The 18,844-nt window shown below is 67.2% G+C and carries 19 protein-coding genes; 12 read left to right on the top strand and 7 right to left on the bottom strand.

Going from position 1 to position 18,844, the window contains the following annotated elements; all coding sequences use genetic code 11:
- The first annotated feature begins 52 nt into the window (after positions 1 to 52).
- From exbB to IT41_RS04030, 3 genes are read left to right on the top strand one after another with little or no spacing between them, the layout of a single operon-like run.
- Complete coding sequence (gene exbB / locus IT41_RS04040; protein WP_036738915.1) at positions 53 to 1,261, top strand: tonB-system energizer ExbB; 1,209 nt, start codon at positions 53 to 55, stop codon at positions 1,259 to 1,261.
- Between the two features lie 3 nt (positions 1,262 to 1,264).
- On the top strand, positions 1,265 to 1,834 hold the full coding sequence (gene exbD / locus IT41_RS04035) for a TonB system transport protein ExbD (RefSeq protein ID WP_036738914.1): 570 nt from the start codon (positions 1,265 to 1,267) through the stop codon (positions 1,832 to 1,834).
- Positions 1,831 to 2,691, top strand: a complete 861-nt coding sequence (locus IT41_RS04030; protein WP_036738913.1) for an energy transducer TonB family protein — start codon at positions 1,831 to 1,833, stop codon at positions 2,689 to 2,691. The genes exbD and IT41_RS04030 overlap by 4 nt, the downstream gene beginning before the upstream one ends.
- Before the next feature lie 73 nt (positions 2,692 to 2,764).
- Here IT41_RS04030 and IT41_RS04025 read toward each other — a convergent pair whose 3' ends face one another.
- On the bottom strand, positions 2,765 to 4,042 hold the full coding sequence (locus tag IT41_RS04025) for a hemolysin family protein (RefSeq protein WP_036738912.1): 1,278 nt from the start codon (positions 4,040 to 4,042) through the stop codon (positions 2,765 to 2,767).
- A 293-nt stretch (positions 4,043 to 4,335) separates the two neighbouring features.
- Between IT41_RS04025 and IT41_RS04020 the strand changes: the two genes are divergently transcribed.
- On the top strand, positions 4,336 to 5,496 hold the full coding sequence (locus tag IT41_RS04020) for a DUF3734 domain-containing protein (protein ID WP_036738911.1): 1,161 nt from the start codon (positions 4,336 to 4,338) through the stop codon (positions 5,494 to 5,496).
- Positions 5,497 to 5,532: 36 nt separating this feature from the next.
- Here the strand turns inward: IT41_RS04020 and IT41_RS04015 are convergent, their stop codons facing one another.
- On the bottom strand, positions 5,533 to 6,534 hold the full coding sequence (locus IT41_RS04015; RefSeq protein WP_036738910.1) for an alpha/beta hydrolase family protein: 1,002 nt from the start codon (positions 6,532 to 6,534) through the stop codon (positions 5,533 to 5,535).
- Between the two features lie 115 nt (positions 6,535 to 6,649).
- Here IT41_RS04015 and IT41_RS04010 point away from each other — a divergent pair, with 115 nt between their 5' ends.
- Positions 6,650 to 7,669: an LLM class flavin-dependent oxidoreductase gene (locus IT41_RS04010; protein WP_036738909.1), complete on the top strand. Its 1,020-nt coding sequence runs from the start codon at positions 6,650 to 6,652 to the stop codon at positions 7,667 to 7,669.
- Positions 7,670 to 7,799: 130 nt separating this feature from the next.
- Positions 7,800 to 8,696 carry an MBL fold metallo-hydrolase gene (locus IT41_RS04005; RefSeq protein WP_036738908.1) on the top strand — a complete coding sequence of 299 codons (897 nt, stop codon included), beginning with the start codon at positions 7,800 to 7,802 and terminating at the stop codon, positions 8,694 to 8,696.
- 118 nt (positions 8,697 to 8,814) lie between these two features.
- Here the strand turns inward: IT41_RS04005 and pheT are convergent, their stop codons facing one another.
- Complete coding sequence (gene pheT, locus IT41_RS04000; protein WP_036738907.1) at positions 8,815 to 11,202, bottom strand: phenylalanine--tRNA ligase subunit beta; 2,388 nt, start codon at positions 11,200 to 11,202, stop codon at positions 8,815 to 8,817.
- Between the two features lie 221 nt (positions 11,203 to 11,423).
- Between pheT and IT41_RS03995 the strand changes: the two genes are divergently transcribed.
- Positions 11,424 to 11,735: a TM2 domain-containing protein gene (locus IT41_RS03995; protein ID WP_036739090.1), complete on the top strand. Its 312-nt coding sequence runs from the start codon at positions 11,424 to 11,426 to the stop codon at positions 11,733 to 11,735.
- A 64-nt stretch (positions 11,736 to 11,799) separates the two neighbouring features.
- Here IT41_RS03995 and rpsU read toward each other — a convergent pair whose 3' ends face one another.
- Complete coding sequence (gene rpsU, locus IT41_RS03990; RefSeq protein WP_011748553.1) at positions 11,800 to 12,006, bottom strand: 30S ribosomal protein S21; 207 nt, start codon at positions 12,004 to 12,006, stop codon at positions 11,800 to 11,802.
- 122 nt (positions 12,007 to 12,128) lie between these two features.
- Here rpsU and IT41_RS03985 point away from each other — a divergent pair, with 122 nt between their 5' ends.
- Positions 12,129 to 12,806, top strand: coding sequence for a COQ9 family protein (locus IT41_RS03985; RefSeq protein ID WP_036738906.1), 678 nt, complete (start codon positions 12,129 to 12,131; stop codon positions 12,804 to 12,806).
- Positions 12,803 to 13,795 (top strand): NAD(P)H-quinone oxidoreductase, encoded by a 993-nt coding sequence (locus IT41_RS03980; protein WP_036738905.1) that lies wholly within the window; start codon positions 12,803 to 12,805, stop codon positions 13,793 to 13,795. The genes IT41_RS03985 and IT41_RS03980 overlap by 4 nt, the downstream gene beginning before the upstream one ends.
- 188 nt (positions 13,796 to 13,983) lie before the next feature.
- Here the strand turns inward: IT41_RS03980 and IT41_RS03975 are convergent, their stop codons facing one another.
- Both IT41_RS03975 and IT41_RS03970 read right to left on the bottom strand, forming a co-directional pair.
- Positions 13,984 to 14,283: a hypothetical protein gene (locus IT41_RS03975; RefSeq protein ID WP_139221593.1), complete on the bottom strand. Its 300-nt coding sequence runs from the start codon at positions 14,281 to 14,283 to the stop codon at positions 13,984 to 13,986.
- Between the two features lie 111 nt (positions 14,284 to 14,394).
- Positions 14,395 to 15,096: a glutathione S-transferase C-terminal domain-containing protein gene (locus tag IT41_RS03970; RefSeq protein ID WP_036738903.1), complete on the bottom strand. Its 702-nt coding sequence runs from the start codon at positions 15,094 to 15,096 to the stop codon at positions 14,395 to 14,397.
- 89 nt (positions 15,097 to 15,185) lie between these two features.
- Here IT41_RS03970 and mscL point away from each other — a divergent pair, with 89 nt between their 5' ends.
- Positions 15,186 to 15,623, top strand: coding sequence for a large conductance mechanosensitive channel protein MscL (mscL, locus tag IT41_RS03965; protein WP_036738902.1), 438 nt, complete (start codon positions 15,186 to 15,188; stop codon positions 15,621 to 15,623).
- Positions 15,624 to 15,689: 66 nt separating this feature from the next.
- On the opposite strand, the gene ald is transcribed toward mscL, so the two are convergent.
- Positions 15,690 to 16,808 carry an alanine dehydrogenase gene (ald, locus tag IT41_RS03960; protein WP_036739089.1) on the bottom strand — a complete coding sequence of 373 codons (1,119 nt, stop codon included), beginning with the start codon at positions 16,806 to 16,808 and terminating at the stop codon, positions 15,690 to 15,692.
- 132 nt (positions 16,809 to 16,940) lie between these two features.
- Here ald and IT41_RS03955 point away from each other — a divergent pair, with 132 nt between their 5' ends.
- Both IT41_RS03955 and IT41_RS03950 read left to right on the top strand, forming a co-directional pair.
- The gene (locus IT41_RS03955; protein WP_036738901.1) at positions 16,941 to 17,402 is read left to right on the top strand and encodes an Lrp/AsnC family transcriptional regulator; all 462 of its coding nucleotides are present in this window, start codon (positions 16,941 to 16,943) and stop codon (positions 17,400 to 17,402) included.
- Between the two features lie 72 nt (positions 17,403 to 17,474).
- On the top strand, positions 17,475 to 18,836 hold the full coding sequence (locus tag IT41_RS03950) for a cytochrome P450 (protein WP_036738900.1): 1,362 nt from the start codon (positions 17,475 to 17,477) through the stop codon (positions 18,834 to 18,836).
- The last annotated feature ends 8 nt before the right edge of the window (positions 18,837 to 18,844 follow it).

Below are 18,844 nucleotides of genomic sequence, written 5' to 3'. Positions count from 1 at the left end.
GCCGCGACCCAGCAAGCCGCACTGCAACAAGACTGCAAGCACAAGGAATACCATGAGCCAACTGTCGCTGCCGCGGATACGCGGGGGAATCGCTGCCTCGCTTGCCTGCCTGATGCTTGCCAGCCCTGCCAACGCGCAAGAGGCCGCCGAGGGCGGGCAGCCCCCTGCCGCATCCGCAACCGACGCGCCGGCCTCCGCGCCCGCGACAACCGAAACGCCCGCTGCAACCGAAGCGCCCGCTGCAACCGAAGCGCCGGCCGTGACCAGCACCGTGCCGGCCGATCCGGCCCCTGCTGCTGACCCTGCCCCGGCCGCGCCGGAGGCCGCACCCGCCACCCCGGCCGAAGCCGCGACCGAGGCCGGCACAGGCACCGCAACCGCCGCCGACACCGCGACCGAGGCTCCGGCGACGGTCCCGGCCGCGCCGCAAGCCCCTGCGGCAGCGCCCGAACCGGCGCCGGCACCGGAACCCGTCGAGATCCCCGGCGCCAGCCTGCTGCCGCAATCCATGCAGGACGCGATGCAGGACGCCATCGCGCCGATGATGCAACCGCGCGATCCGAACCTGCCGCATGACCTGTCGCCATGGGGCATGTTCCTGGCCGCCGACTGGGTGGTCAAGGCGGTGATGATCGGCCTGGCCATCGCCTCGGTCATCACCTGGACCGTGCTGGTGGTGAAGGTGCTGGAACTGCTCGAAGCCTCGCGCCGCGCGCGGTCGGGCATCCGCCGCCTCGAACGCGCCGGCAACCTCTCTGCCGCCGTCAGCGCCAGCGGCCGCCGCGGCGATCCCGTCTCGCGCATGGTGCGCGCCGCCGCCGGGGAATACGAACGCTCGGCCCCGGCGCTGGACGAGGCCGGCGGCGCGGGCGTCAAGGAACGCGTCGATTCGCATCTGGACCGGATCCAGGCGGTCGCCGGCCGCCGCATGGGTCGCGGCACGGGCGTTCTGGCCACCATCGGCTCGACCGCGCCGTTTGTCGGGCTGTTCGGCACCGTCTGGGGCATCATGAACAGCTTTATCGGCATTTCCGAGGCGCAGACCACCAACCTCGCCGTCGTCGCCCCCGGCATCGCCGAGGCGCTGCTGGCCACCGCCATCGGCCTTGTCGCGGCGATCCCGGCCGTGGTGATCTACAACGCCTTCGCACGCGCCATCACCGGCTACCGGCTGCAGCTTGCCAATGCCGCCGCCGGGGTGAACCGCCTTGTCAGCCGCGATCTCGATTTCCGCGGCGCCCCCCGGCAGGCAGAGGTATAGACCATGGCTGGCGGCATCCGCGAAACCATCGGCGACGATCTGCCCGACAATCACGAGATCAACGTCACCCCCTTCATCGATGTGATCCTGGTGCTGCTGATCATCTTCATGGTCGCGGCGCCGCTGGCCACGGTGGATGTGAATATCGACCTGCCGGTGTCGAACGCCACACCCGCGCAGCGCCCCGATCAGCCGATCTACCTGACCGTCAAGCCCGATCTGACGCTGGCGCTTGGCAATGAGGATATCCCGGCGGGCAATCTGGCAGCAGCCCTCGCGCAGGCCACCGGCGACGATCGCGAACAGCGTATCTTCCTGCGCGCCGACAAGGCCGTCGTCTATGGCGACCTGATGGGCGTGATGAACGAATTGCGCGAGACGGGCTATCTGAAGATCGCGCTGGTCGGGCTGGAAACGACACCGGCCATCCCTGCCCCCGCAGCCGGGGCAGGCCAGACCGCCGATGCCGGGACCGCTCCGCCCTCCGTTTCGGCTTCGGCGCCGTCATCGGCGCAGGCCGGGCCGGCCGCCGCGTCCACGGCACCTGCCGCAACCACAGGCGACGGATCATGAGCATCAGGCCGGGCATCATGCTGCGCGAATCGGCGCTGTGGGGCGGGGCCGCCAGCCTGGTTATCGCCGCCCATGTCAGCGGCGCCATCTGGCTGCTCAGCCGGGCCGAGGCATCAGCACCGCCCGGCCTGCCCGATCCGGTCTATGTCGAGCTGGCGCCGATGCCCACCGCCGCCCCCGAAAAGGGAATCGAGCAGGAGGAGATGGCCGAGGCCGAACCCGAGCCGGAACCAGAACCCGAGCCGGAACCTGACCCCGAGCCCGAGCCGGAACCGGAAATCGCCATGCCGCCGCTGCCGGAGCTTGAGCCCCTGCCGGACATGAATTCGCTGTTTCCGCCGCCGCCCGATGCGGTCGTGCTGCAGAAATCCGAACGCCCCCGCGAGCGCCCCGAGCGCAAGGAGGTCGTCGAGGTCCCGCGCAAGAAAGAGCCCGAGCCGCGGCGCGAACGCCGCCGCGAGCGCGTCGAAAAGGCGCCGGAACAGCAGCCCGCGCGTCAGGCCCGCAGCCAGAACGACGCGCCCCGCGCCGAGCGCAGCGGCGCGCCGCAGGCCCAGCGGGGCCAGCCCAGCAAGCGCGCGATCGCAAGCTGGCAGTCCAAGGTACAATCGGCAGTCGCCCGGCACATGCGCCGCACCCGCGGCCTGCGCGGCGGGCGGGGCGAATCGGCGGTGGTCAATATCCGCTTTTCGGTCACGCCCAGCGGCGGCATCGCCGGGGCGCGGCTGGCCAGCTCGACCGGGAATCCGCAGATCGACTCGGCGCTGAACACGCAGGCCTCGCGCCTTGCGCGGGTGCCCGCGCATCCCTCGGGGCAGACGGTGACGCTGGTCCTGCCGGTGCGCATCGACATGTGATCGCGGCCGCATCCGCCAGAATGAACCAAGGCCCCGCCACGGCGGGGCCTTTGCCTGTCGCGCCCCCTTGACATCAACGCGCCAGGCGCGACACCAGCAGCTTGTCGATACGGTGCCCGTCCATGTCCACCACCTCGATCCGCCAGCCCTGCCAGGCAAAGTGATCGCCGGCCAGCGGCAGCCGCCCCGCCACGTCCAGAACGAGGCCGGCCACGGTGGAATAATCGTGATCCTCGGGCAGCGCGGTGGACAGCCGGTCGGCGAATTCATCCGCCGGCATCCAACCCGCCACCAGCAGCGAGCCGTCCTCGCGCTCGACGATCTTGGGCTCGTCATCGTCGATGCCGGCGAATTCGCCGGTGATCGCCTCGAGCACGTCCATCGGCGTCACGATCCCCTCGAAATGGCCGTATTCGTCATAGACCAGCACCATCTGCCCCGGCGCCGCGCGCAGCCGGGCGATGACCTCGGGCGCGTTCATGGTTTCGGGGATGATCGGCGCGGGATACATGACCTCGCGCAGGTCCATATCCGTTTCCCGCGACTGCCCCAGCAGGTCGATGCTGGCGACGACGCCGATCAGATTGTCCGGATCGCCGTCGCTGACCGGCAGCCGCGTGCGGCGGTTGTCGCGGAACTTGCGCGCCACCACCTGCCAGCTGTCGCCGACATCCACCGGCTCGATATCGCGGCGCGGCGTCATCAGCTGGCGGGCGCTGCGATCGGCGATGCGCATGACGCCGGCGATCATCTCGGTCTCCGCGCGGTGCATGACGCCGGCGCTTTCCGCCTCGGAGATGACCAGCCGGATTTCCTCGTCGCTGATCCCCTGCCTGCCCTCGCCCGGCCTGCCCAGCAGCCTCAGCACCAGCTTGCCGGATCTGTCGAGCAGCCAGACCAGCGGCGCGGCGATCCGCGACACCGTCCGCATCAGCGGCGCGACACGCATCGCCATCCGCTCGGGCGCCTGCAGGGCGATCTGCTTGGGCACCAGCTCGCCCATGATCAGCGAAAGATAGGTGATCGCGACCACCACGCCGCCCATGCCCAGAGGCTGCGCCAGCGCCGCCGGCACCCCCCAGCCGGGCAGCGCCGCCGCCAGCCGCGCGCCCAGCGTCGCGCCGGAAAAGGCGCCCGACAGCACGCCGACCAGCGTGATCCCGATCTGCACCGATGACAGGAAGCGCCCCGGATCCTCGGCCAGCGCCAGTGCGATCCTTGCGCCGCGGTCGCCGCGCTCGGCCCGCAGCTTGAGCCGCGCCGGACGGGCCGAGACGATGGCCAGTTCCGACATGGCCAAAAGCCCGTTCACCAGAATCAGGACAAGAACGATCGCGATTTCAATCCACATCGGGCGGGCTCGGGTCAGGGTGGGGGAATGCCGGCGCAGGCAGGTGGCACAGGGCCGCGCTGCTTGCTGATATATCGTCGATCATGCGCGTATCGGCGGTGTGCTCCGGCTGGGTCAGGGACAAATATAGCCGCTCGGCGGCGCTTGACAATGACGCTTGCCGGGACCCGGAAAAATACCGCCATGACCCCGGCAGGTAGATGACTTGCACAAAACGCAACGGAATTTGCCCCCTGCGCCATTGGTTTACCCGGTTTGGCCTGCTAGAAAGGGTCGCCCATGGTGACGGATTCATGACAAAACACATCCATAACGGCGCGGACAAGTCCGAGCAGATCATCCTTGTCCTGCAGGGCGGCGGCGCGCTTGGCGCCTATCAGGCCGGCGCCTACGAGGCGCTGAGCGGCTCCGGGCAGGAGCCCGAATGGCTGGCCGGCATATCGATCGGATCGGTCAATGCCGCGTTGATCGCGGGCAATGCGCCGGGCGACCGTCTCGATGCGCTGCGCAGCTTCTGGGAAAGCGTGACCGGCGCGCCGTGGCTGACCGCCCACTGGCTTGAAGCAACGCCTTTTTCCGATCACATCAGGTCGATCTTCAACGAAAGCCGCGCCGCGATGAGCACCGTCTTTGGTGCGACCGGCTTCTTCCGGCCGCGCATGCCGGATCTGTTTTCCTTTCTGCCCGGGCTGATGCGCCAGACCAGCTGGTACGACACCTCGCCGTTGCGCGATACGCTGAACCGGCTGGTGGACTGGGATTACCTGAACAGTCGCGGCCCGCGCCTGACCGTCGGCGCGGTCGATGTGCAAAGCGGCAATTTCACCTGTTTCGACAGCCATGAGCAACGCATCACCGTCGATCACATCATGGCCTCGGGTGCGCTGCCGCCGGGCTTTCCCGCGATCGAGATCGATGGCCGGCATTACTGGGATGGCGGGCTGGTCTCGAACTCGCCGCTGCAGGTGGTGCTGTCGCGGCCGAACCAGCGGCCGCTCTGCATCTATCAGATCGACCTGTATCAGGCCAGCGACGGCCTGCCCTACAACATGTCGCAGGTCGAGCAGCGCGAGCGCGAGATCCGGTTTTCCAGCCGCACCCGGCTGAACACCGACGAGTTCCGGGCCCGGCATGCCCTGTCGCAGGCCGCGCGCCGCCTGCATCACCGCCTGCCCGATGAATTGCGCAACGATCCGGATCTTGAGATGCTGATCACGGCGGGACCGGCCTGCCCGGTCAGCCTGATGCATCTGATCTATCGCCACGCCGATCACGAAAGCGGGTCCAAGGATTACGAATTCTCGCGCCTGTCGATGCTGGATCACTGGCGCGACGGGCTGCGCGATGTCGACCGTTCGCTGAAAGATCCGCGCTGGACCGCCCGCGAGGTGCCCGAGGACGGTCTGATGATCTTTGACGCGAGCACGCCGCATCTCGGCAGCAGCCCGGGCTGAGCGGTCAAGGCGGGTTTTGCGGGGCTTAGCGGGCTTTCACTGCCGGTCTGGGCGCGGCAGCGACGAATCGAAAAACTCGATAATCTTCTTGTTGAACAGCTGGTGGAATGCGGCCCTGTCAAAGCCATCGGCATCCACGCATACCATATTCCAGATTTCGGGATTTATTTCCCTGAGGCGCGGATCGCATTCGGCGAGGAAGGCAAAATGCCCGGCATTCTCGACGACGTGAACCTCGGGCATATTGGGTAGATTGGCAGCAATGTTTGCGCCATTCGTGTCATGGGGAACCCGGTCATCAATGGCGCCTGACCAGATCTGAACCGGCACGCTGACATCGGCCAGTGCCGTCTTGTCGAATCCGTAGCCCAGTCCCGGTGCAGCCGCGCTTACAGCGGAAACCCGGTCATCGCCTGCGACATCCCGTAGCCGTGGCCCGAGTTCAGCCGGGTCAACGTCATCCAGCATCCCGATGCCACATGTGAATTCATCGGGCACGTCGAAGCAGCGCTGTCTGGCCAGGGTAAGACCGGGCACAGCGCCCGCGACAACCAATGCGGTATAAGCCCCTGCTGAAAAGCCGAAAACACCCACCCTGCCCGGATCGATACGATCCGCATATGTCCAGTCGGACAGCATGTAGTCGATGGTTTCCGATATGTCGGCAGGGCGCGATATCAGCCATTCCGAAGGTGATGCGCTTTCATCCTCGCCATTGTCACCGGGATGGGTCAGGGCGACCGCGACATAACCCGCTTCAGCCAGCGCCAGCGCTGTATCCGCATGCCCGCCCATCCAGCCGCCATTTCCGTGCGACAGCAGAACCATCGGCAGACCGCTGCCCTCTGGCGTGCCATTCATCGCGACTGCCTGCCGGAATGGCGTGTTGGCTGCATCCGGAACAGGCGAAGAAGAAGGGTACCAGATACCAATATCGATGGCAGGCGAAGACGCCAGGGTAATCCTCTCGAAGCCGGCAGCCTGTAACTGAAATGGAAGTAGGAAAACTGCGGCAGACAGGAACAAGTGGAAATGCATGCTGACGCTCCACATGGATTTGCGATGGACCTTATGTGAAGGCATAAGTTCAGTAAATGTCGAAACGGGCGCATCCCGGCCGCCCTTCCCCGCGAACCTTTTCCGGAGGCACACCGTGAAGAAAATCGGCTTCCTGTCATTCGGCCATTGGTCTGATGGTCACGGATCGCAGACCCGCAGCGCGCAGGACACGCTGCTGCAATCCATCGATCTGGCCGTCGCGGCCGAGGAACTGGGCGCGGACGGCGCCTATTTCCGCGTGCATCATTTCGCGCGGCAGCTGGCCTCACCCTTTCCCCTGCTGGCCGCCATCGGCGCGCGCACCAGCCGCATCGAGATCGGCACCGCCGTCATCGACATGCGTTACGAAAACCCGCTCTACATGGCCGAGGATGCCGGTGCCGCCGATCTGATCGCACGCGGGCGGCTGCAACTGGGCATCAGCCGCGGCTCGCCCGAACAGGTGATCGACGGCTGGCGGCATTTCGGCTATCAGCCTGCCGAGGGCGAAAGCGACGCCGATATGGCCCGTCGCCATGCCGAGGTCTTTCTGCGGATGATCGAAGGCCATGGCTTTGCCCGGCCCAATCCCAGGCCGATGTTCCCCAACCCGCCCGGCCCGTTGCGGCTGGAGCCGCATTCGCCCGGCCTGCGGGGCCGCATCTGGTGGGGGGCGGGATCGAACGCGACGGCGCAATGGGCCGCCGGGCTGGGCCTGAACCTGCAAAGCTCGACCCTCAAGGATGACGAGAACGGCAAGCCCTTCCACGTCCAGCAGGCCGAACAGATCCGCGCCTATCGCGCGGCATGGCAGGCGGCGGGTCATGCGCGCGAGCCGCGGGTTTCGGTCAGCCGTTCGGTCTTTGCGCTGATCGACGACCGCGACCGGATGTATTTCGGACGCGGCGGCAAGGAAAGCGATCAGATCGGCTTTATCGAGGAGACGCGCTCGATCTTTGGCCGGGGCTATGCCGCCGAGCCCGACCGGCTGGTCGATGAACTGGCCCGCGACGAGGCCATCGCCGAGGCGGACACGCTGCTGCTGACGGTCCCCAACCAGCTGGGCGTCGATTACAATACCCATGTGATCGAGGCAATCCTGAAACATGTCGCGCCGGCGCTTGGCTGGCGCTGATCCGGGACGGGCGCAGCGTTCGCCCCGGCAGGCGACGTGACCGCCGATCCCGCCCTTCAGTGTCGGCGCTGTAGACGGGCCATGGCCTCATCTGCCACTAATCCGATGTCGATCCTGAGGAGGAGAAACGATGAAGACAATCGCATTCACGGCCCTGCTGGCCGGACTGATCGCGACATCCGCGCAGGCAGAAACGCGGGTGATCATCCTTGGCTCCGGCACGCCGGTGCCCAATGGCGAGCGCGCCGGCGCCGGGGTCGCAGTGATCCATGACGGCGAGGCCTATATCTTCGATGCCGGTCACGGCACGGTGCAGCGCGCCGTTCAGGCCTGGAAGACCATGGACGCGCCAGAGCTGAACCCGCCCGCCATCAGGCAGGTCTTCCTGTCGCATCTGCACAGCGATCATACGCTGGACTATTCGGAACTGGCGGCAACCTACTGGTGGCGGCGCGAGGCGCGGCTGAACGCCTATGGCCCCAAGGGCCTGCAGGCGATGACCGATGGCTATTACGCCATGCAGGAGGTGGACATCGCGCTGCGGACCGGCGGCAACCAGCCGGTCAGCGATCCGACCATGTATCAGGTCGCGGTGACCGAGATCGCGCAGGATGGCGTGATCTTCGACCAGAACGGCGTCACGGTCGAGGCCTTCAGCGTGCCGCATGGCGATATCAAGCCCGCCTATGGCTACAAGATCACCACCCCCGACAAGACCATCGTGTTTTCCGGCGACACCGCCTATAGCGAGCTTCTGACCGAAAAGGCCAGGGGCGTCGACGTGCTGATCCATGAGGTGATCAGCGAAGAGGGCTGGGGCGCGCTGGAACCGGACTGGCAGGAATATCATCACAGCTCGCATACGCTGACCAGCGAACTGGCCCGGATCGCCATCGACGCGCAGCCCGGCGTGCTGGTCCTGAGCCATATCCTGCATTACGGCGCGCCGATCGAAACCGCGCTGACCGAGGTCCAGGCGCTTTACGACGGCAATGTCGTGCTGGCCAGCGATCTGGATGAATTCTGACCCTGCGGGCCGGCCCTGCGCCCGGCCCGTTTTTTATCCGGGGGTCAAACCCTGCCTGAACGAGACCAGAACCGGCGCGCCATAGCGTCCCCCGACATCTGCCGCGCCGCGGGAGGGGTCAGGCGCGCAGCACGCCGCCGGTGGCCTTGCCGACCTTTTCGACGATCCTGGCGCTGACCGCCTCGATCTCGGCATCGGTCAGGGTCTTCTCGCGCGGTTGCAGCCGGGCGGTGATGGCGATGGATTTCCGGCCATCCTCAAGCCCGGTGAACTGGTCGAAGACCGTCACCCGCTCGATCAGCGCCTTGTCGGCGCCGGCGGCGGCATTGACCAGCGCCAGCGCCTCGACCCCGGCATCGACGACAAAGGCAAAGTCACGCTCGACCGCCTGCAGATCCGACAGGACCAGCGCCGGACGCGAAGGCGTCCGCGTCTTGGGCAGCGGCACATTCGCAATGCGGATGGTAAAGCCGACCGCCGCGCCCTTGATGCCGTAATGGCGCAGGATGCGGGGATGGATTTCGCCGAAAGTCGCCAGCGTGTTCGGCCCCAGGGCGATATTGCCCGCCCGGCCCGGATGCCACCAGCCGTCCAGCTTGCGGTTGATCTGCGATTTTGCCGGCGCGCCGACGGCTTGCAGGATCGCCTCGGCATCGGCCTTGGCGTCGTAGATATCGACCTTGCGGCGCGAGCCATAGGGATCGCGCGCCGCGCTCGCGCCGACCAGCAGGCCGGTCAGGCAGGTCGCCTGCTCGCCCGGCTCGCCACCCGAAAAGACCGGGCCGCATTCGAACAGCGCCAGATCGGCAAAGCCGCGCGCCTGATTGCGCGCCGCCGCTGCCAGCAGGCCGGGCAGCAGGTCGGGGCGCATATGGGTCATCTCGCTGCTGATCGGGTTCTCGACCCGGACCGCATCGGTGCCGCCGCCGAACAGCTCGGCCGCGCGCTGGTCGATAAAGCTGTAGGTCACGCATTCGTTATAGCCCAGCCCCGCCGCCATGCGCCGGGCGGCGCCTTCGCGGCATTGCTGCGCGGTCAGCACCGGCTGCGGCACGCCTGCGCGCGGGCGCGGCAGGGGCTGGCCCTGCAGCCGGCTCAGGCTGGCGATGCGGGCAACCTCTTCGACCAGATCGGCGCTGCCCTGCACATCGGGGCGCCAGCTGGGCACATGTGCCTGATCGCCCTCCAGCCGGAAGCCAAGCGCGGTCAGCGTGGCGCGCTGATCGGCCGGCGCGATCTCCATGCCGACCAGGCTGACCACGCGCGCCGGGTCCAGCGCATAGCTGCGGCTGGTGTCCGGCACCGCGCCGGCGGTCACCACCTCGGATGCCTCGCCGCCGCACAGGTCCAGGATCATCTGCGTCGCCAGTTCCAGCCCCGGCCGGGTGAATTCCGGGTCCACGCCACGCTCGAAGCGGTAACGGGCGTCGGAATTGATCTTCAGCGCGCGGCCCGCCGTCGCAATCGCGATGGGCTGCCAATAGGCGCTTTCCAGAAACACGTTCACCGTGTCGCCGGTGCAGCCCGACAACTCGCCGCCCATGATGCCGGCGATGCTTTCGGGGCCGGCCTCATCGGCGATGATCATCGTGCCGGGGGCAAAGCCATAGGTCTTGCCGTCCAGCGCCAGCAGTTCCTCGCCCTGCACCGAAGCGCGCACGGTCAGGTCGCCCCTGACCTTGTCCGCGTCAAAGACATGCAGCGGCCGGTTCAGGTCATAGGTGAAGAAATTGGTGATATCGACCAGCGTGTTGATGGGGCGCAGCCCGATGGCGGTCAGGCGCTTTTGCAGCCATGCCGGCGAAGGGCCGTTCCGCACCCCGCGGATCACCCGGCCCGCGAAGAACGGCGCCTTGTCCGCAACCTCATCCGCGATCGAGACCCCGATCGGCGAGGCGAAGGCCCCCGGCACCACCACCTCTTTCGCGGGGCGCAGCCTGCCCAGCCCACGCGCCGCCAGATCGCGGGCGATGCCGCGCACGCCAAGCGCATCGGGGCGGTTCGGCGTGATCTTGATATGGATCACCGGGTCGATGGTCTCGGGCCGGTTCGCGGCCAGCCAATCGGTGAAACGCTGGCCCACCTCGCCCGAGGGAAGTTCGATGATGCCGTCATGTTCGTCGGACAGCTCAAGCTCGCGTTCCGAGGCCATCATGCCATGGCTTTCGACGCCGCGGATCTTGCCGACGCCCAGCGTGACGTCGATGCCCGGGACGTAATCGCCCGGCTTCGCCAGCACCACGGTAATGCCCGCGCGGGCATTCGGCGCGCCGCAGACGATCTGCTTTTCGCCCTCATCCGTCAGCACCTTGCAGACGCGCAAGCGGTCGGCATCGGGGTGCTGCTCGGCCTCGAGCACGCGGGCCAGGGTAAAGGCGCCGATGCGCGCGGCGGGATCGGTGACCTCTTCGACCTCAAGGCCGAGATCGGTCAGCGCCTCGGCGATCTGGTCCAGCGTGGCGGCGGTGTCGAGATGCTCTTTGAGCCAGGACAGGGTGAATTTCATAGCGGCGTCCCCGTGACGTTTGCGCGTCACTTAACCCATGGCGCGGCGGAATGGTAGGGTTGTGCATCCGGCACCGGACGCGGGCGCGGAAAAACCGGGATTCGCAGGGAAAACCCGCATGATCGGGTCGCCCCGGACGCATGACGCAGGAGCGCGGGCGCATCTTGTTTCCGGTCGCGGGCCGCCTATATGTAAGCGGCATTAACATGGACAAGGGGCCAATGGACAGCCAAAGGGAAATGCTGATCGAACAGAGGGTGGCGAATGACGCGAAATCGCCGCTGGTCGCCTATCTGCTTTTGTTCCTGCTATGGGGGCTGGGGCTGCACCGGATGTATCTGGGCCGCTGGGTCAGCGGCATCTTCATGGCCGCGCTGTGGGGGCTTGGCTGGCTGACCGCGCCGCTGCTGATCGGTTGGCCGCTGCTGGGGCTGGTCTGCCTGTGGGTGATCCTCGATATCTTTCTGGTCCCCGGCATGATCCAGGAGGACAAGGACGAGATCCGGCGCAGGCTCGGCTCGGAACTGTGGTAACCGCCGGCGGCAAAAGAAAACCCCCGGCAATGCGGGGGCTTCCTGAACCGATGTGGTCGCTGTCTTACAGCGCGCCTTCGCGTTGCGCTTTCTTGCGCGCCAGCTTGCGGGCGCGGCGGACGGCCTCGGCCTTTTCACGGGCCTTCTTGACCGAGGGTTTCTCGAAATGCTGCTTGAGCTTCATTTCACGGAACACCCCCTCGCGCTGAAGTTTCTTCTTCAGAGCACGAAGCGCCTGTTCGACGTTGTTATCGCGAACACTTACCTGCATGTGGTTGTCACCACCTTCCTAGGTTAGAGTTGAACTGAATTGCAGGACGCGGTCTACTAACAGGGAGAATCGGCTTTGTCCAGATTTTCCGTGCCGCAGGGCGAAAGAATCAGGAGGACAATATGACCGACAACCAAGCGCGCCTGATCGAGGCCGCGCTGGAACATGCCGTGTTCGACGGCATGAGCGACCGTGCGATCGCCGCCGGCGCGCGGGATCTGGCGATGAGTCCCGATCTTGCGCGCGTCTATCTGCCGCGCGGCGGCGCCGATCTTGCCGCCGCCTATCACCGCAGGGGTGACGCCGCGCTGCTGGCATGGCTGCGCGGCGCAGCGCCCCCGGGCCGGTTTCGCGACCGCATCGCGCAGGCGGTCATGTACCGGCTGTCGGTCAGCGATCGTGAACTGGCCCGCGCCGGCGCCATCGTTCTGGCGCTGCCGCAGAATGCCGGGCTGGGCGCGCGGCTGATCTGGGAAACCGCCGATGCCATCTGGACCGGGCTGGGCGACCGCTCGCAGGATGTGAACTGGTATTCCAAGCGCGCGACGCTGTCGGCGGTCTATGGCGCCACCGCGCTTTACTGGCTGGGCGACGAGTCGCAGGATGCCGGGGATACGCGCGCCTTCCTGGACCGCCGGATCGAGGGCATCATGCGCTTCGAGACGATCAAGGGGCGCGTCGCGGCGCTGCCCGGAATGGCGGCGCTGACCCAGGCGGCAAGCGGCTGGATACGGCCGCCCGGAACCGGCAGCAGCACCGACCGGGGCGGGATGCCCTCAGACCTGAAGGCTGACGGATGATCCCCGACGTCATGCGCGCCATCGAGATATCCGGCGCCGGAGCGCCCGAGGTTCTGAAACCGGCCAGACGGCCGGTGCCGGTCGCGGGGCACGGGCAGATCCTGATCCGGATCGCCTGGGCCGGGGTGAACCGTCCCGATCTGCTGCAGCGCGCGGGTTTCTATGCGCCGCCGCCCGGCGCATCCGACCTGCCGGGGCTGGAATGCGCGGGCACGGTCCTGTCCGTCGGCCCCGGCGTGACCCGCTGGAAGCCGGGCGACCGCGTCTGCGCCCTGCTGCCCGGCGGTGGCTATGCCGAATACGCGACCTGCGCGGCAGAGCACGCCTTGCCCATTCCCGAGGGGCTGGACCTGCGCGCCGCCGCCGCCCTGCCGGAGACAGCCTATACCGTCTGGTCCAATGTGGTCATGCGCGGCGGCCTGCAATCGGGCGAACGGTTTCTTGTCCATGGCGGCACATCCGGCATCGGCACCATCGCCATACAGGTCGCGCGCGCCCTGGGGGCGACTGTCTGGGCGACCGCCGGATCGGATGCGAAATGCATTGCCTGCGCCGAACTGGGCGCCCGGCCGATCAACTATCGCGAGGAGGATTTCGTCGCCGTCATGCGCAAGGCCGGCGGCGCGGACCTGATCCTTGACATGGTCGGCGGCGACTATATCGAGCGCAATATCACCAGCCTTGCCGATGACGGCCGGCTGGTGATGATCGCCTTTCTCTCGGGGCCGAAGGCCAGAATCAATTTCCTGCCGGTGATGAGCCGGCGCCTGACGCTGACCGGCTCAACCCTGCGGCCGCAATCGGACCACGCCAAGGCCCTGATCGCGCAGGAGCTCGAGGCCAGGCTCTGGCCGCTGATCGCCTCGGGGGCGGTGTGTCCGCTGATCGACAGCACCTTTGCCCTGCAGGATGCGGTCGAAGCCCATCGGCGCATGGAAAGCAGCAATCACGTGGGCAAGATCCTGTTGCAGGTGTCGGAAGAAAGCTGAGCGGCGATGCCGGTGGCACCCGCCGGAGCCTCCGGCGGGGATATTTGAAGATGAAAGAGAAACACACCCTCGCCGCCGTTCAGGGCTTTGCGGGTTGACCCTGATCCATTCGCGCCTGGCGGTGAGCGTCTGCCCGCGTGGGCGCGCGCAAACCTGCCGGGGATGCTGCTCGGCCCATGCCGGCGCGATCAATCGTCGTCGTCATGCCCGCCCCGGCCCCGCCCGCGACCCCGGCGACCGCGATCGTCGTCATCGTCATCGCCGCCCCAGCCGCGCCGGTTCCCCGACCAGCGGCGGTCGTGGCGGTGCCGGTCATCGCGCCAGACGCGACGGACAGGGCGATCGTCCCAACCCGTCAAATCGCGGAACAGCGCCCGCTCAATGCTGAGGCTGCGCCGCAGCCAGTCGTCGTCATCGGCGACGGCAAGGCCCGGCAGGGTGAACAGGGCCAGCGCGGCGAACATCGCGGTCTTGCATGCGAATCTCATGTCATCCGTCCTTTTCAGCGATGCAATATCAACCATTGCAGCATGATTACGGATGGCTCCGGGAATTATTCCCCGCCCCGCCAGCCCGACGGAGCGGAGGCGCCTTGGGGATCAGGCCGCGCCCACCTCGATCCCGCGCTGCACGGCGGGGCGGGCCAGAAAGCGCGCCAGATAGGCCTGGACATTGGCAAAGCCGTCCATGCCGGTTTCGGCCTCGGCCTCGTAATTGACCCGGACGGTGCGCAGCCAGGGGCCGACCGCCATATCGGCGATGGAATATTCGCCGGTGATCCAGTCGCGGCCCTGCAACTGCTTGTCCAGCACGCCCATCAGGCGGCGCGCCTCGTTGTAATAGCGGGTGCGGGGACGCGGGTCCTCGATCTCGCTGCCCTTGTAGCGGTGGAAATAGCCGACCTGCCCGAACATCGGCCCGACGCCGCCCATCTGCCACATCAGCCACTGGATGGTGTGATAGCGCGCCGCGCCCGATTTCGGTAGGAATTTCCCGGTCTTGTCGCCCAGATAGATCAGGATCGCGCCGGTCTCGAAGATGCCCAGCGGCTGACCATCGGGGCCATTGGGGTCGATCATCGCGGGGATCTTGTTGTTCGGGTTCAGCGACAGGAATTCCGGGGTGAACTGATCCTCGGGGTCGGAAATGGAAATGCGGTGCCAGTCGTAATCGAGGCCGCATTCCTCGAGCATGACCGAGGTCTTGATGCCGTTCGGCGTATTCAGCGTGTAAAGCTGGATGACCTCGGGTCGCCTGGGCGGCCAGCGGCGGGTGATCGGATAGTCGGAAAGTACAGCCATGCGTTATCCTATTTTGCTTTTCGCGCCAATTTCGGCGTGATATTGGCGACGCGCGCAAGAACGTGCAACAGGCTGGAAAAGGTAAAACCATGTTAAACGAATTCAAGGAATTCATCGCACGCGGCAATGTCATGGATATGGCCGTCGGCATCATCATCGGCGCGGCCTTCACGGCCATTGTCACTTCGCTGGTCGACGATCTGCTGAACCCGATCATCGGTCTGGTCACCGGCGGCACCGACTTCAGCGGCCTTTACCTCGTCCTGAGCGGCAATGTGCCCGAAGGCGCCAGCCTTGCCGCCGCGCGCGAGGCCGGGGCCTCGGTCTTTGCCTATGGCGCTTTCCTGTCGGCGGTCATCAACTTCCTGATCGTCGCCTGGGTGGTGTTCATGCTGGTCAAGGCGGTGAACCGCGTCAAGGAAGCCGCGAACCGCAACCCGGTCGAGGAAGCGCCCGCCCCTGCCGGCCCGACGCAGGAGGAACTGCTGGCCCAGATCCGCGACGAGCTGCGCGCGCAGCGCGCCTGATCCGGACGGCAAGGCAGAACCGGGCCGGCGCGGCGACAAGCCCGCGCCGGCCCTTTTCCATCCACGTCAGGCGTCCAGAAAGCTGTCGGCCCGGACCCAGTCCAGACCCTGCGCCTGCGCCACCGGGCCGGATGTCAGCGCGCCCTCATGCGTGGCCAGCCCGGCGCGCAGATGGGCGTCGTCGCGCAGCGCCTGCCGCCAGCCCTTGCCCGCCAGTGCCAGCACGAAGGGCAGCGTGGCATTGCCAAGCGCCCGGGTCGAGGTCCGCGCCACCGCGCCCGGCATGTTCGCCACGCAGTAATGCATGATCCCGTCCACCTCATAGATCGGGTCCTGATGGGTCGTGGCGCGCGAGGTCTCGAAACAGCCGCCCTGGTCGATGGCGACATCGACCAGCGCCGAGCCGGGCTTCATCAGGGCAAGCTGCGCGCGCGACACCAGCTTGGGCGCGGCCGCGCCCGGCACCAGCACCGCGCCGATCACCATATCCGTGCCGGGCAGCAATTCCGTGATCGCGCCCTCGGTCGCGTATTGCGTGGTCAGCCGGCCCATGAAGACATCGTCCAGATAGCTCAGCCGCGCGACCGAGCGGTCCAGCACGGTGACATTCGCCCCCATGCCCACCGCCACGCGCGCCGCCGCCGTACCGACGACGCCGCCGCCGACCACCAGCACATTCGCCGGCCGCACCCCCGGCACGCCCCCCAGCAGCACGCCCGAGCCGCCATTGGCCTTTTGCAGCGTCCAGGCGCCCACCTGCGGCGCCAGACGGCCGGCCACCTCGGACATGGGCGCCAGAAGCGGCAGCCCGCCGCGCGTATCGGTCACCGTCTCATAGGCGATGGCCGTCACGCCGCTGGCCAGCAATTCGCGGGTCTGGTCGGGATCGGGTGCCAGATGCAGATAGGTGAACAGCACCTGCCCCTTGCGCAGCATGGCGCGTTCATCGGCCTGCGGCTCCTTGACCTTCACGATCATCTCGGCCTCGGCAAAGACGCTTGCGGCATCGGGCAGGATACGCGCTCCGGCGGCGGAATAATCCTCATCGGCAAAGCCCGAGCCGACGCCCGCGCCCGTCTGGATCAGCACGTCATGGCCATGCGCGACCGCCTCCTGCGCGGCCTCGGGGGTCATGCCGACGCGGAACTCCTGGGATTTGATTTCGGTTGGGCATCCGATCTTCATGGTCATCCTCCTATGTTGCGCCTGGATGGAGACACAGCGATTTTCGCATTTTCTGCTTAAGCTGCGCTTTTTCAACCGTTATGGTCGAAGAAAATTCCCACGCGGGAACCGGCCAGGCAGGGATGTTCGCCGATGATCGAGATGGACGCAACGGATCGCCGCATCCTGTCGGTGCTGCAACGCGACGGGCGGATGACCAATGCCGACCTGGCCGCCGAGATCAACCTGTCGCCCAGTGCCTGCCACCGCCGGGTGCAGCGCCTGGAGGAAATCGGCGTCATCCGCGGCTATGTCGCGCTGCTCGACGCCCGCAAGCTGGAGCGCCCGACCACGGTCTTTGTCGAGATCACCCTGTCGGGTCAGGCGGACGAATTGCTCGAGGCATTCGAGCGCGCGGTGCGCACCATCCCGGACGTGCTGGAATGCCACCTGATGGCCGGCTCGGCCGATTACCTGCTCAAGGTGGTGGCGCAGGATACCGACGATTTCGCCCGCATCCACCGCCAGCGGCTGGCGAAACTGCCCGGGGTCGCGCAGATGCAATCCTCGTTCTCGCTGCGGACGGTGGCGCAGACCACAGCGCTGCCGGTCTAGACAGGGCGTTGAGATCGGCCGGCATCTGGCGCATGCTGGGCGGAACCCACGCCCCCCTGCCCGTTCCCTGCCATGCCCACCGACGATTCCGCATCGCATTACCCCGCCCGCGTCCGCCTGAACACGCGGATGATGGGGGTGATCGCCAGCGCGGTGGCGGCGCGGCGCAATGTGCTGGAACTGATCCCCGAGCTTGCGACGCGTCAGCCGATGGTCTCGGGGCGGACCGGCGCGCGCTGGCACATGGTGATGGACCCGGGCGCGCTGCGCCGCATCCTCAAGGACCAGGTCGAGGATTATCCGAAATCGCTGGTCACCCGCCTGATCCTCGAGCCCGCCATCGGCCAGTCGCTCTTTGTCGCCGAGGGCGCGCATTGGCGCTGGCAGCGGCTGGCCGCCGCGCCCGCCTTCGCGCAGCGCAATGTCGAGGCGCTGGCCCCGGTGATGACCGCCGCCGCCGAGGCCAGCAGCCGCCGTCTGGCTGCCGCGACCGGCCCGGTCGATATCTTCGAGGAAACCGTGGCCGCGACATTCGAGGTGATCTCGGACGTGACCTTTTCCGGCGATGAGGGCTTTGACCGGGACGCCGTGCATCACGCCATCGACGACTATATCGCCGGCGCGGCGCGGGTCTCGGTTCTGGACATCATGGGCCTGCCGGGCTGGATTCCGCGCCCCGGCCGCCTGTTTGCGGGCGGCGATCTGCGCCGCATGAAGCGCTTCGCGGACGAGGCGATCCTCGCCCGCGCCCGCGCGGGGCCGCGCCCGGTGCCGGACCTGCTGGACCTGCTGCGCGCGGGCGAGGACCCCGAGACCCACCGCCGCATGAACGGGGCCGAGCTGCGCGACAATCTGCTGACCTTCATCGTCGCCGGGCACGAGACGACGGCGCTGACGCTGGCCTGGGCGCTCTATCTGCTGGCCTTTGACCCGCAGGTGCAGGACCGCGCCGCGACCGAGGCCCGCGCCGCCCTGGGCGATGATGCCGCCGGCGTCGCGGACCTGCCGCGCCTGACCTATATCCGCCAGATCGTCGAGGAGACGCTGCGCCTTTACCCGCCGGCGGCGTTCCTGTCGCGCACGGCGCGCAGCCCCGATACGCTTTGCGGGCGCGAGGTGCGCCCCCGCGATACCATCGTGCTGCCGATCTATGCGCTGCATCGCCATCACCTGCTATGGGAGGATCCCGACCGTTTCGACCCGGATCGCTTTGCCCCCGAGGCACCGCCGCGCGACCGCTTTGCCTTTCTGCCCTTTGGCGCCGGGCCGCGCATCTGCATCGGCGCCAGCTTCGCCCTGCAAGAGGCGGTCATCATTCTGGCCACGCTGCTGGCGCGGTTCCGCTTTGCCCTGACCGACCGGGCGCCGCAGCCGCGCATGATCCTGACCTTGCGGCCCCATGGCGGCGTCTGGCTGGGCGTCACCGCCCGCTAGACGGCTTG

The organism is Paracoccus halophilus (assembly GCF_000763905.1).
In the GTDB taxonomy this organism is placed as follows: Bacteria; Pseudomonadota; Alphaproteobacteria; order Rhodobacterales; family Rhodobacteraceae; genus Paracoccus; species Paracoccus halophilus.
This window is presented reverse-complemented; position numbering and strand designations above follow the sequence as displayed.

Coding starts and splice junctions, on each gene's coding strand:
- exbB (WP_036738915.1), top strand. CDS start 53: ATGAGCCAACTGTCGCTGCCGCGGATACGCGGGGGAATCGCTGCCTCG.
- exbD (WP_036738914.1), top strand. CDS start 1,265: ATGGCTGGCGGCATCCGCGAAACCATCGGCGACGATCTGCCCGACAAT.
- IT41_RS04030 (WP_036738913.1), top strand. CDS start 1,831: ATGAGCATCAGGCCGGGCATCATGCTGCGCGAATCGGCGCTGTGGGGC.
- IT41_RS04025 (WP_036738912.1), bottom strand. CDS start 4,042: ATGTGGATTGAAATCGCGATCGTTCTTGTCCTGATTCTGGTGAACGGG.
- IT41_RS04020 (WP_036738911.1), top strand. CDS start 4,336: ATGACAAAACACATCCATAACGGCGCGGACAAGTCCGAGCAGATCATC.
- IT41_RS04015 (WP_036738910.1), bottom strand. CDS start 6,534: ATGCATTTCCACTTGTTCCTGTCTGCCGCAGTTTTCCTACTTCCATTT.
- IT41_RS04005 (WP_036738908.1), top strand. CDS start 7,800: ATGAAGACAATCGCATTCACGGCCCTGCTGGCCGGACTGATCGCGACA.
- pheT (WP_036738907.1), bottom strand. CDS start 11,202: ATGAAATTCACCCTGTCCTGGCTCAAAGAGCATCTCGACACCGCCGCC.
- IT41_RS03995 (WP_036739090.1), top strand. CDS start 11,424: ATGGACAGCCAAAGGGAAATGCTGATCGAACAGAGGGTGGCGAATGAC.
- rpsU (WP_011748553.1), bottom strand. CDS start 12,006: ATGCAGGTAAGTGTTCGCGATAACAACGTCGAACAGGCGCTTCGTGCT.
- IT41_RS03985 (WP_036738906.1), top strand. CDS start 12,129: ATGACCGACAACCAAGCGCGCCTGATCGAGGCCGCGCTGGAACATGCC.
- IT41_RS03980 (WP_036738905.1), top strand. CDS start 12,803: ATGATCCCCGACGTCATGCGCGCCATCGAGATATCCGGCGCCGGAGCG.
- IT41_RS03975 (WP_139221593.1), bottom strand. CDS start 14,283: ATGAGATTCGCATGCAAGACCGCGATGTTCGCCGCGCTGGCCCTGTTC.
- IT41_RS03970 (WP_036738903.1), bottom strand. CDS start 15,096: ATGGCTGTACTTTCCGACTATCCGATCACCCGCCGCTGGCCGCCCAGG.
- mscL (WP_036738902.1), top strand. CDS start 15,186: ATGTTAAACGAATTCAAGGAATTCATCGCACGCGGCAATGTCATGGAT.
- ald (WP_036739089.1), bottom strand. CDS start 16,808: ATGAAGATCGGATGCCCAACCGAAATCAAATCCCAGGAGTTCCGCGTC.
- IT41_RS03955 (WP_036738901.1), top strand. CDS start 16,941: ATGATCGAGATGGACGCAACGGATCGCCGCATCCTGTCGGTGCTGCAA.
- IT41_RS03950 (WP_036738900.1), top strand. CDS start 17,475: ATGCCCACCGACGATTCCGCATCGCATTACCCCGCCCGCGTCCGCCTG.